Here is a 13,368-nt window from a genome sequence, read left to right as displayed (position 1 = left end):
TCCTGACATTAGATAGAGATAAATAGAGTATGTAAGAGTTTCAGATAGTTGGCTACGACAATTGAAACATGAGACTGAAATAGGTTCCGGTTAGGACGGGAAGGTTGTTTTTTACTCTTTGTATATGCATCTTAAATATCTGGAAGCAGAGATTAAAACTGACGCTAAAATCTATCGTAAAGCCTCTCTGGGCTCTTCGGGAATGACTGATGGGCAGAATGAATTTCATTTCCAGATTTTTTGTGATGAGACGAATATCAGGAAATTGGTCGGTAGAGCTACTGGCGAGTTAAATATTAATGAAAGTGGCCGGACAGATGTTGTCTACGGCGATGTTCATTTTTATCTTCCTGCAGGAACGAAATTTTATGAGGCGCGACCTTCGGCAAATATAGCTACCACTACGAACCTGAATGAAGTGCATACCAGTACGATTCCGTTGTACGCAAGCATGAGTCTCAGTAAAGGGGCATGCACGATGATTACGCGACAGGCATGCGCGAATGCAGAAGGTGCATTTGAGCCTATTGGCTCACCCATGGTAAATGCCGACGGCGAGGACTATGAATACAACCTTTTTAGAACAGCCACCTCACGCTATCCGCAAAGTCCGAGTGCCGGGTATGAACTGCTGCGCTTTGGGCGCATTATCAACACTGAACATGAAATCCTGGTTCCTGCTGATGCACCCTTATGGATGACTGTAAATTATCCCGGTGGACAAGGTGTTGTGAACCTTGCCGTACCAAATGTTAAAAAATTCAGCGATGCGGATTTCCCTCATTGGGCGGGATGGCAGCTGATTGATGATGATAAAGATACGCATAGTCAGTGCAACTCAGCGGCAATAAGAAAGCTCAGGAAAGAAGACAGGTACGCAGCACAAAGCAGTAAACTTATCTGCTGTATTCCGTTTGAGTGGGAAAAAAGCACCATTGATAACAGGTACAAATGGCTGATGACTGGTCTGCCCTGGGAGCAGTGCACATCGGAAAAAACGGCAACATGGCAAATCCCGGGATCTCAGGAATCGAAGGATCGAATTCTGATGAGCGAAGAAGACTACGGTAGGTTTAAACAGCATGCAGAGGCTCTGTGTTTTGATTCAGGGGTCTTGGGGTCAGGGAAAGTATGGCATTTTGACCCTCGTGGGTTTATTGAACATTTCAGGAAGTGTGGGTGGTTGAGTTTATCTGAGATGATACAAACAGTTCCAAGTAGCGCGTTGAGAAGAACAAGCAGAGACAAATATGCTTGGGAAGCAATTAATAGTCACTTGAAAACACCAGGTTCGGTACTGGTCAATCATATCAATAACTTGAACAACATGATGAGAAAATACTGCATAAATACGCCTTATAGGATCTCATGTTTTTTAGGTAATGCGGTACAAGAAACCCAGTGGCTAAGTACGCTTCATGAAGGTAGTGGGAGTAATTTGTGGTATGCCCCATGGTATGGGCGTGGATTTCTTCAATTAACCAATCCAGAGAACTACCTTAACTACTTTGAATATATCGGGACATCTGTGCAAGCATCTCTAAAACACAGTCTAGTAGATGCATATGCTACGATAGCTGCACAACCCCCAGCTGAAAGGTCTAATGTAACGTTACAAGACCGTCACTTTCCGACACTACCTTCCGAAATTATCGGGTTGAGAGAAGTGGTCAGTGAGAACAATTCATCTAATATATCAGCTGCAGACAGTGCTGGATTTTATTGGGTGAAAAATAAGATGGCAAAATATGCAGATATGGAAAATACTCTTGAAAGAGTTTCAGTTAACACTAATAATGGAACGAAGTATTATTATCGAAGCCCTTCCTTCTGGAAAGCTAGTGCAGCAGTTAATTTACCCGGTAGGATAAACAGCCTTTATAGCTCATCTTTAAATGGATTTGATGCAAGATGCTGTGCCTACGGAGTCGCGCTGGCTATATTAACCGAAGATAAATTTCCGGACCCTTCTGGAAATTTAACAATTTCATTTCCAGAAGGGTATACTCATAGGAAGCATTAGTATGAAATTAGCATGCCTTACTATTTTTTTGAGCTTTAGTACATTTGCTTTAGGTACAGTACCATCGCATCAAGATAAATCACCTTCAGTTATTAGAAACTTATCATCAAATTCCAATGCTGATATTTTTTCATCATCAAGCTTTGATGCTTGCAATATGCACTTCAAAGACTATGTATTTCCCAAGCTAACAGATGATGAATATTACCAAAAAAAATATCCTATTTCAGAATGGAGTTGCCTTTATTCTGGAGATGCATTTGAGGAAGGATATGATACTCAAAAAATCAACAACAATGGTGTAAACGAAAGCAGCACAGAAAATAAAATAGTATATGACTATAAAAATAAAGAATGGAAATCCTCACCAGATAGAAATTACATAGGAAATGGCAAAAAAAATCAATTGGAACTAATAAGAGTTGAGAGTGAAAATTCTAACGGCTACATAGCTATAAATAAAATGAAAAAACTTAAAGACGGTAGTATTGGTGAAGGGTTCTATTTTTGCCTAATACATAATAATAATGCACTTTGTGGGTCTGGTGAGAGCATTAAAAATAATGGCGGATTTATCTCTTCTCAAGATGCATTAAAATTATTAAGTAGTGTTTCGTTTGCGACAACTAAATAACTGCGCTTAATATTAAATCACTGAAGGGAACTCAATCCAGTTTGAGCCTTCTGATCAATCGCCAAAAATCACAAAACATCAACCGGACTAAGTCATGAAGATCATAGCACCGATGCACAGAATATATAGGTGCAGCATGTGGAATTGAAACAGGACCTGGCGCCATAATTACGGGTGCTATTGGGGGAATTATTGGTGGTGTAGCCGGATACTATGGGGCTGACTGGGTGGCGGACCAAATAGATGAAAATTAATTTTTATAAAAAAATACTCAATTTAATTTCAGAAGATAAACCTGATGATCTTACCTCAATCTTTCCTAAAGAAAATTTCCAACAGATTTTGGAAATAGATAAATACCCTAATTTGTCTACATTAGTTAATGATAATATATACGCGTATAGGCTGTTCTTTTGTACTGATATTAATCACACCCAGAAAGTAATAGATGTAATCAATAAAAACTTCAATTCTAACATCGAACTTAATGATGCTAAAGATATTGTAATATCTTCAAGTCAAGAAGCCGTTACTTTCAATTTTTATAATGATTTTTCTGCTGAAGTTTTGCGATTAGTAACAAATTCCGAAAAAACCATCAAAGAAATATGGAATTTAAATATAAGCCCCCCAGCTCCATGGGTTTCATTTCCAGAAATTGATCCTGATGGATTAGGGAGTATGCAAGGCAATCTCTCATTTTGGTGGGATTGGATGTGGTTGCCATTTTGGAATTCTATGAATAAAGATCAAAAAGATAAATATTTAATTGAAAATTCAGCACCAGCCAGTTGGGTAGAGTACTTTGATTTTTATGATGCGCATATTAATGCCAAGAAGACCTAACGGTGAACTGCTTTAGATGTTAAAAAAATACTTATCCCGACTTTTTATTTTTATTTCTCCATTTTTTTATGAAAAGATAAATTTAAAAAATCATGAAGGTATGCGTACAACAAAAGACGTCTGACAGCAAAATTAAGTTTATCAAAATCAACACATAAAAAGTTATCTTCTTTGAAGAATACAAAACTCTAGCAAACACAAGTTTGGTCAACGGTTGGGACAGTAGCGACAAAGGTAAAGTGATACTGAAGGTTTCTACTTTGCAGAAAGAGACAAATCCGAATCAATAAGGTTCGGTAAAGATAACATCTTAGTTGTCGTAAAAATAAAGAAAGTAACGCTGTTAAAGATAAAAAATACATCATCTGCAATAGCAATAAATCTGATGGTGAACGCTCGGGTCATATAGATAAACTACCCTCTAAGACAGGCTATAAAGTTTTCAACCTCAAGTAAGTCGCAAGAAATTTCATATGGTGTGGCTGACAATGCTAATAAGGACATTTGTACATGACGAATTCACTGCCATTTTTCGATCACAGCCATCACAAACTCGCCGTCCGCGGCAGCAGCGCACAGCCCGACGTTCTGAGCTTTAACAGCCTTGAAGCACTCAGCCAGCCGTTCCGTTACGACATTGAGTTCACCAGCACCGACAAAAATATTGACCCGAAAACCATGCTGCTGCAGGACGCCTCCCTGACCCTGCAGGCGCCGGTGGCTGAAGCCTTTGGCGTTTCCGTGCAACAGCCGCAGCGCGTGATACAGGGCGTCATCACCGCCTTTAAGCGCCTTTCCACCTCGAAGGATGAAAGTCATTACGAAGTCCGCCTGCAGCCGCGCCTGGCCCTGCTTTCACGCAGCCATCAGAATGTCATTTATCAGGACATGTCCGTGCCGCAGATTGTCGAAAAAATCCTGCGCGAACGCCACGCTATGCGCGGTCAGGATTTTGTCTTCACGCTGAGTAAAGAGTACCCGCGGCGCGAGCAGGTCATGCAGTACGGCGAGGACGACCTGACCTTTATCTCCCGTCTGCTGGCCGAAGTCGGTATCTGGTTCCGCTTTACTGCCGACCCGAAACTCAGCATTGACGTCGTCGAGTTTTACGATGACCAGCAGCATTATTTGCCACCCCTGCCCCTGACCGCCGTGCCCCCTTCCGGCATGCACGATGCCGGCGTCGAGTCCGCCTGGGACCTGGCCAGCCATTATCAGGTAGTGGAGAAAACGGTGTCCACCCGCGATTACAACTACCGCACCGCCACCGCGGAGTTAAGCGGCAGCGCCGACGTCACCCGTGGAGACACCACCACCTACGGCGAAGCCTATCACTACGCCGATAACTACCTGACCCCCGGCGGCCGCGAACCGGAACCGGAAAGCGGCGCGTTCTACGCCCGCCTGCGCCACGAGCGTTACCTGAATAATCAGGCGCGTTTCTCCGGCGTCGCCAACGCAGCCACCCTGGTGCCGGGTCAGGCACTTCATGTTACCGGCAGCGACGCCCCGTCGCAGTTTGCGCAAGGCGTGGTCATCGTCAGCATCGAAAGCGCGGCGAGGCGTGACAAAAGCTTTGAAGTGAAATTCGACGCCATTGCGTATTCCGAAGACTACGGCTTCCGCCCGGAGCCGGCGCCTAAACCGGTCATGGCCGGCACCCTGCCCGCCCGCGTCACCAGCACCACCGCCAGCGATACCTACGGCCATATCGATAAAGACGGCCGTTACCGCGTCAACATGATGTTTGACCGGGATGCGTGGGAACAGGGGTACGAAAGCCTGTGGGTCCGTCAGGCGCGCCCGTACGCCGGGGATACCTACGGCATGCATATGCCGCTGCTGGCCGGCACCGAAGTGGCCATTGCCTTTGAAGACGGTAATCCTGACCGCCCGTACATCGCCCACGTGCTGCACGACTCGGCGCACGGCGACCACGTCACCATCCAGAACTATAAGCGCAACGTTCTGCGTACCCCGTCGAACAACAAACTGCGCCTGGACGACGAGCGCGGCAAAGAGCACATCAAGCTCAGCACCGAATACGGCGGCAAAAGCCAGCTAAATCTCGGCCATCTGGTGGACAGCGGCAAACAGCAGCGCGGTGAAGGGTTTGAGCTGCGAACCGACAGCTTCGGGGCAATACGTGCACAGAAAGGGATTTTCATCAGTGTTGACGGACAGTCGAAGGCGCAAGGGAAAGTGCTGGAGATGCAACCGGCTATCAGCCTGTTGAAAACCGCGCAGGAGCAAATGCAGAGTATTTCCACTGACGCGCAAACTGCCACAGCGAATCCCTCTGACCTGCAGGTCCAAATCAGTCTGTTGCAGCAAAACCTCACCGAACTGAAGCAAGCCGTCCTGTTACTGAGTGCACCGAAAGGGATCGCACTGAGTAGCGGTGAACATCTGCAAATGAGTGCCAGCGATAATCTGATTGCCACGGCCGGTAAAAATGCTGACGTCAGCATCGCAAAGAACTTCTTTATTGGCGTCGGCAACACGCTAAGTATCTTCGTCAGAAAGCTGGGCATGAAGCTTATCGCCAATCAGGGGCCTATCACGGTTCAGGCTCAAAACGACCTGATGGAATTGCTGGCCCGCAAGGCGATCACCATCACCAGCACCGAAGATGAAATTAAAATCACCGCGAAGAAGAAGATCACGCTTAACGCCGGCGGCAGTTATATCAGAATCGATGAAAACGGTATTGAGTCGGGCACTGCTGGGGAATATCTGACTAAAGCCGGGCATTATGGGCGGTTAGATAAAGCCAATCTCCCCACTGAATTTCCAGCCTTAGCCGCTAAATCTGAAGACCCCATTAAACGTTGGTTATTCTCTTAACAGGACGTTAAAAATATGATTATCAGCCCTTTATTTTTAAAAGATAAGTCCGACTCAGAAGTCGATGCTTCCTGGGCCTCCAGAATGATGCCTGTAGATCCTGAGCGCGGTTTTCCCATAAATAGCCATCGCTCGTGGCACGGAGGTATACATATTCCTCATACTGACAGCGGCGGTACGGCAGAAAAGATCCGAGCTATCGCAGAGGGCATTGTGCACTCTCTCCGCCAGCCAGTCGGTGATAAAAAAGGCATTCCGCCTTATAACTACAATGGCGCTACGGATTGCGGCTACGTTTTGTTGAGACATGAAACTGAGATCGGTTCAGGTGAAAATGCCAAAGTCGTTTATTTCTCACTCTATATGCATTTGGCTTCTATTAATGTCGCGGTAAAAACAGGTGAGAAAGTTTATCGAAAAGATCCGCTGGGCACAGTCGGCCAGGTTGATGGGCGTAATGCAGTCCATTTCCAGATATTTTGTGATGATGCTAATTTGGCAAAATTAGTGGGCCGCACGAAGCCGGAACTGGATTTGACGAAAAATGGTCGAACAGATGCGATTTATGGTGATATGCATTTTTATCTGCCAACAGGCACCAAATTTTACAGCCACGCGCCGACCAACAACGCAACCACAGCCACTGAAGCTGAAGTCTATATCAGTTCCGAACCTCTCTTTGTCAGCATGAGCTTTGACAAGGGTAAGTGCACCATGCTCACGCGTAAGAAAGGCGTGTTCTCTAATGGAAAATACAGCGAAGTAGGTGAGAAACTGGTAAACGCCGATGGTGCAGATTACGAATACAACTTGTATGCGCAGGCTAAGAAGTTATACCCGCAAAGCCAAAGTGCAGGTTATGAGCTGTTAAGGTTTGGGCGGGTCATCAACACCGACTATGAAGCATTGGTCCCTGCCGACGCCCCATTGTGGCGAACCATCAGTTATCCGGGTGGCAAAGGAGTCGTAAACCTCGCCCTTCCTGCAGTAAAAAAGTTTAGTGATGGTGATTTCCCGCACTGGGTCGGCTGGCAACTAGTTGATGACGATAAAGATGAAAACAGCCAATGCAATTCAGAGCAGGTGCTATGCCGTTTTGGTGACGATATGCGGGGCTTAATTTGCCATTTCCCATTGGAATGGGATGCCGCAACAGTAGAAAAACGTCTGTTGTGGCTGAAAACAACCGTGGTGAATGAAAGCCTTGAGAATCAAAAAGCAAACCGTCAGATAGATACCAATTGGAATAATGCTTCAGGGTATGCATTCGATAATATAAATCCTGATATGAGCGTGTTAAATGCACAAGATGCATCTTCTTTTGAACAAGCTGCAAATGATACTGCAATGGCAGAAGCCGACTGGAATGCGCTTATCGAACACGCCAAAGCATTATGTTTTGATATCAGTGGATTACCTACAGGACGAGTATGGCACTTTCACCCTATTTCGTTTATAGCACATTTTAGGAAATGTGGGTGGCTGGACTCGGCAAATTTAAAAAAAATAATGACCTCAGAACTGAATACATCAAGAAATGCAGCAACAATTCAATACAGAGAAATAGCGGTAGATGAGTATTACGTGGCACTAAACCTAGTGATGAGAAAATACAATATTCTTACACCTAATAGGCAAAGTCATTTTTTAGGGCAAGGTGCAGTTGAATCTAGTTCATTAACAGCTATGCAAGAAGTTAGTCAAACACAAAGTGTTGTGAATGGTAGGCAGGTCGGTGGTGGCATAGTAACAAAATCTGCAGAACGCGAAAGTGTTTTAGGGCATTGGTATGGTTCGCAACCTGACGAAATAGATAATTACTTTTCTGGTAGTAAATATAACCGAAATGGTGGGCTCATTGCAGCTTCATACAGCTGGAGTAATGGGAACTGCGGAAATATTGATGCTCAGAAGTTCCGTGGACGCGGCTTTAAAATGTTGACTGGGCGCGACAAATATGCTGACTACTGGGTCTATAGAGGCTGGTTACAAAAGGACTCTTTCGATAACCATTGGTGGGATGATCCGCAATATCGCGAAAAAAATGCTGAAGCAATGAGATTGCGACCAGCAAATATAGAAGAACCACAAAAAATAACAGAGTCTCCATACAATTGTATTGACTCTGGATCTTTTTATATTATTTGTTTTAGAGGGCGAACCATTAGAAGTATTGATCTTGATGAAGCTGAAAATACTATGAATGACAATGCTATAGCCGCAGTCACCCAAGCGATTAATGGTGGCGATAATGGTCTGCAAAGAAGAATAACCATGACAAATAATGCAAAGGGATCTTTGAATGATATTTGCTAAAAAAATGATTTTTATGATTATTTTAACGCCGGTGATATCTCATGCGTCGCTATATTACAATCAAGTGAAAGTTGACAAAAATAATTTTTTTCTCGACAAAATTAATCACGATGTAATGCACATCACTAATAATGATAAAAAACACACTTGTCTGATTGAAAATTGGGAGAGTAAATTTTCACAAGGTGCAGGAGTTATATCGCGGACAACTGATGGGAAAGCTATTGTTTTGGCCAACACGGATTCTTATTTGTACGTTAATGAACTTGTTAATTGTCAAAATAATAAAGTACTTTTACACAAAGTACCTGTTCCCTTCTCTATACCACTTGGTGTAGTTGTTGATATGAATTTTGATAAAAAAATATATCTCCTCATGATATTAGAAGACGTTCAAAGCAGAACATACACAGCTTTAGTGTCGAACTTTAATACGAAGAAAAATATCATTTCAGCTGATGGTTTTTTCAGCGAATCATCATATTCTGAAAATGGATTTAATCTAGAAAATGAATATAGCGGGCGAATATCATTAGATGGGAGATATGTTTACCCTGAAAGCTTAGGGTGCTCAATTGATTCATTTCCAGGTGTGTGGGATATAATAAATAAAGGTAGAGTTATTTTCAGATCTTCAAAAAATAGTGATGAGGATATAAAGTCAAAATGTCAAATATTGTTTAGTGGCAAGGCATCACTGAAGGAGTTAGGAGGAGAACTGTTGCTTGATAAAAAATAATCCCTATTGACTAAGATAGCCTTAACTGAAAAAAACTCCTAATTTGCATGATGAAAATATTAGTTAAATTAATATTTTAAAATAATACTACATCAGAACGCGCACCAATTATTAATAACCCTCAATTACTATCTGTTGACCCGTATAGTTCAATTGATGCAAGTGGTTGGTACTGGAACGGTGGGTCTGCCTCAGCAGGATATCGCTCTATAAACAAAGTAATTATTGAGCGAAATATGACCTTCGAACATTCTAGAGTAGTCACACATGCAATCAATGGCGGATATACTCAAGATAGTGATAGGTGGAAACAAACGCTAAGAATATTTAGTATTTTAGGTGATAACATTAAAATTTGAGGTTATAATGAAAAGGAAATTGACACTAACCATTGCCTTATTCTCATTCATCTTTTTAATTAATGAATGCTATTCATCCCAACAAAAACTAGAGATAACGAGCTTAGCAAATAACAAATTGAACATTACAGATTACAAATCGAGCAATATATATATATTTAATATTTCCATAAATAGCTATGAGGTTAATTGCTCAGGAGAAAAAATGGTTTTGTGGGGGTATCCTGTAAAATTTGTTGACTGTAGCCCAGCTGACAATGAGTATGTGATATTCGATCTAAAAACAAAAAAAACAATAGCAACCAACTTGGTAAGCCACGGTATTTTTGGTGCGATTTTCCTATCTGATAATGTTAATGCATTTTTAGATACAGGTGGAGGTTATATTGTAAATACACAGACTGGAGAGGCTAAAGATATCGATAAAAAAATGCTGGGGGAATTAGATAGCATATCTGAAAAATGCCAAAAACCAAAAAGATGGTCATATAATAAATTCCCCCAATAAGCATATTGACAATATTTATACACATTAATATTTCATATCGATAGTGATATAACATACTTAAGCTAAACTTTAATAACACGAAACCACCTAATGAATCAGATTAAATAATATTGATTTTTTATAAAAGCAAAGTGAATATTGTAATTATCCCGCTTAACCTGCAGATTCACTTTTAGAGATCTTCCGACATACTAATTGTGTCACCTGAGGAGATCGCTATGCGCAAGATCCGATTCACTGAGCACCAGATCATCGCCGTCCTGAAATCAGTCGAGGCTGGCAGGATCGTCAAAGATGTCTGTCGCGAAGCCACTATTTCTGAAGCCAACTACTACAACTGGAAAGCAATATATGGCGGGATGGAAGCCGCTGATATGAAAAAAATCAAAGATCTTGAGGACGAGAATCGTCGTCTGAAGCAGATGTTTGCCGATCTGAGTTTGGAATGCCGGGCGTTGAAAGACGTCATCGAAAAAAAAGCTTTAAAACCAACGATAAAGCGTGAGCTCGTCAGCTATCTGACCACGCAGTTTACGATGAGCATACGCCAGGCATGCAGGATGTTATCGTTGCGCAGGACGGTGATTCGTTATCAACCTGATACGCGACATGATGAACCGGTGATCCAGAGGCTGACTAAGGCAGCTGAACGCTATCCCCGCTAAGGATTTAAGATGCTTTTTCAGGTACTTAGCATGCTGTGGCACGTGTGGAACCACAAACGTGTACACCGGATTTACTGTCTACTAAAACTGAATTTTTGTCGTGAGGGTAAACAACGCCTGACGGTGCGCAATCCGGCTCCGCTGGCAACGCCGGAAGTACTCAACCAAAGCTGGCCGATTGATTTTATGCACGACGCCCTGACATGTGGCCAATGTTTTCGGACCTTCAACCTCGTGGATGATTTTAACCGCGAGGCTCTGGCCATCTAAATTGACCTAAATATCCCGGCGCAGCGCGTTGTGAGGGTGCTGGACAGAATAGTGGCAAACCGAGGATATCCGCTGAAGATGCGAATGGATAACGGGCCGGAACTGATATCGCTGGCTCAGGCACAATGGGCTGAGGACCATGGCATAATGCTGGAATTTATCAAGCCAGGCAAACCGACGCAAAATGCATTTATCGAACGGTTTAACCGAACGTACCGGACCGAAATAATGGTTTTTTATCTGTTCAGAACACTGAATGAAGCACGGAAAATAACGGAATGCTGGCTGAAGGAATACAAAAGTGAGCGGCCCCATGAATCCCTGAATAACCTGACGCCGGAAGAATACCGGCTGATGGCTGAGAAGACGAAAACTCAAAATTTGTGTGGAGCTAAAACGGGTGTGCTTACAGGATGAATTCCTTTTTAGATATTAACAACCCAAGTAATGGGAGTGAGTCATGATCAAGGTACATAATCTTTTTTTTATAATAATTTATATTTCTATGAGTGGAAAGTCTTTGGCGACGAATGATAAAGATGTTACTCACAACTCACTTATAAATGCCGTTAGAAGTAATTATGAAAATTTAAACAATGTGAACTTCTCAGTGCATAAAGCTCTATATTTTAAAGATTATGCGTATTTCTGTGGTGTTCCGCAATATGATAACGGTGATTATTTTGAAATGAATAATTTTGTCACAGTATATGACATGCTGTTGAAGCGGAGTGATGATGATAATTGGAAGGAAATTGCTAATTTTAATTCTTTTTCATCGAAAAACACTAAGGTAACATGTCATCTATCCGGAGAGTTAGAAAGCTTATTGTCTGAGATAAAAAAAACCAATGATATATGTTTACCTGTTGATAAAGGAATTCCTGAAAGAAAAAGCATACTTGATGCTATCCGAGAGGATAAGGATCAGCAGTTCGTCGTTACCAGATTGTGTAAAACATCTTCGATCGCATATTTCTGTGGTACTAGCCTAGATATAAATTCAGGAGTTATTAATGGGACGGGTAATGCAATAGATGTTAATGATGTTATATTGATAAAAGATAATAATGGAAAATGGAATAAAATCGTCGATTTTGGTATTTTCACCATGAAAGTAAATGATATAAAATGTCACTTTGGTAATAGCAGTATTGTTTTACCGCATTTCGTTTTACAAGATGCAGCAAAAAAACTTAAATTGCCATAGGCACTCGCCACAGAATGCTTATTTACTGACCAAAAAATTTCACTTTTCAGACTGATATAGTAATTGTTTTTAAAAAAATTCTGTGTATTTTATTTATTAAAATAATTGTGAGTTAGGTTAAATGCGCTATTAATTTACGCCTCAGTTTAATTTGACCTATGACATTTAATAATCAAATCCTCCAATGCCCGTAAATATAAATACCATACCCGGCCCCATCATTACGCCCGTTACAGCCCAAGCCATTACCCTGGTTTTCTGTACTGTAGAGGCTTATTGCGTTGAGAACATTGCTCATGCTGTTTCTGGGAAAACTAATGAGCGAAACCACCTCATCCATTCAAGGTCACGTTAGGGGCAAAACGTATGAAGAGGTGATGAAATCTGGTGGTGATTTAGTGCCTCAATATAAAAATATAAATGAGCTGAGAAAATTAATTGGTTCAACACCAATATCATCAGATAATGGTAAAACTCGATAAATTTAAGGTAGGAATTTTTGAAAATATTTTTTTGTGTTTAATTTCATTATCTTTAAACGCATTTTCTGCCGATAATATTTGCTTTTCAATGAATGAAATAATTAATTTAAAAAAAGAGTTTATTTCCGGCAAGAGTGATTATGAATATTTAAAAAAACACCTACAACTCAAGATTACGAGGAAATAAAATATAAATCAGTATTAATTAAAAACCCCGGCTTTATAAAAAATGCAACGGAAGTTATTTATACAATGGAGGGATTTGACTGTGAAAATTCACATTCTAAATCAGTTAATCTTTTAGAAAAAATAGTTGCATCCTGAATATTAGATTCGGCCTGCCAGAAAAAATAAGGAAATTATGCGACGATGACGGTGCATATGGCTATTTTTTCATATTCAGAAAAAAACTCCAGAATTGAATTAGAAGAAGTTACCAGCATGGTGACTGATATGGGTGATGGCTCAT

The 13,368-nt window shown here is 41.6% G+C and carries 8 protein-coding genes and 2 pseudogenes; all 10 read left to right on the top strand.

What is annotated here, in order from left to right; genetic code table 11:
• Nucleotides 1-58 precede the first annotated feature (58 nt).
• Nucleotides 59-1,187, top strand: a pseudogene (locus ABSH60_RS22200) (hydroxyethylthiazole kinase); the annotation flags it as partial.
• An 837-nt stretch (nt 1,188-2,024) separates the two neighbouring features.
• Nucleotides 2,025-2,657: a hypothetical protein gene (locus ABSH60_RS22195; protein ID WP_390976210.1), complete on the top strand. Its 633-nt coding sequence runs from the start codon at nt 2,025-2,027 to the stop codon at nt 2,655-2,657.
• Between the two features lie 243 nt (nt 2,658-2,900).
• The gene (locus ABSH60_RS22190; RefSeq protein WP_390976208.1) at nt 2,901-3,503 is read left to right on the top strand and encodes a hypothetical protein; all 603 of its coding nucleotides are present in this window, start codon (nt 2,901-2,903) and stop codon (nt 3,501-3,503) included.
• Nucleotides 3,504-4,013: 510 nt separating this feature from the next.
• Nucleotides 4,014-6,350, top strand: coding sequence for a type VI secretion system tip protein VgrG (vgrG, locus tag ABSH60_RS22185; protein ID WP_390976206.1), 2,337 nt, complete (start codon nt 4,014-4,016; stop codon nt 6,348-6,350).
• Between the two features lie 15 nt (nt 6,351-6,365).
• Nucleotides 6,366-8,666 (top strand): M23 family peptidase, encoded by a 2,301-nt coding sequence (locus ABSH60_RS22180; protein WP_390976205.1) that lies wholly within the window; start codon nt 6,366-6,368, stop codon nt 8,664-8,666.
• Nucleotides 8,653-9,405, top strand: coding sequence for a hypothetical protein (locus ABSH60_RS22175; protein WP_217202660.1), 753 nt, complete (start codon nt 8,653-8,655; stop codon nt 9,403-9,405). Before ABSH60_RS22180 ends, ABSH60_RS22175 begins: the two co-directional genes overlap by 14 nt.
• 366 nt (nt 9,406-9,771) lie before the next feature.
• Nucleotides 9,772-10,272: a hypothetical protein gene (locus tag ABSH60_RS22170; protein WP_390976204.1), complete on the top strand. Its 501-nt coding sequence runs from the start codon at nt 9,772-9,774 to the stop codon at nt 10,270-10,272.
• Between the two features lie 218 nt (nt 10,273-10,490).
• Nucleotides 10,491-11,602 (top strand): annotated as a pseudogene (locus ABSH60_RS22165) (IS3 family transposase).
• Nucleotides 11,603-11,667: 65 nt separating this feature from the next.
• Complete coding sequence (locus ABSH60_RS22160) at nt 11,668-12,417, top strand: hypothetical protein (RefSeq protein ID WP_390976203.1); 750 nt, start codon at nt 11,668-11,670, stop codon at nt 12,415-12,417.
• A 317-nt stretch (nt 12,418-12,734) separates the two neighbouring features.
• Complete coding sequence (locus tag ABSH60_RS22155) at nt 12,735-12,899, top strand: hypothetical protein (protein ID WP_390976201.1); 165 nt, start codon at nt 12,735-12,737, stop codon at nt 12,897-12,899.
• Nucleotides 12,900-13,368 lie beyond the last annotated feature (469 nt).

Origin of the sequence: Rahnella sp. R3(2024), from assembly GCF_042920125.1 — a bacterium.
GTDB classification, from domain to species: Bacteria; Pseudomonadota; Gammaproteobacteria; order Enterobacterales; family Enterobacteriaceae; genus Rahnella; species Rahnella rivi.
The sequence above is the reverse complement of the archived record's forward strand: the minus strand, read 5'-3'. Positions and strand labels throughout refer to the sequence as shown.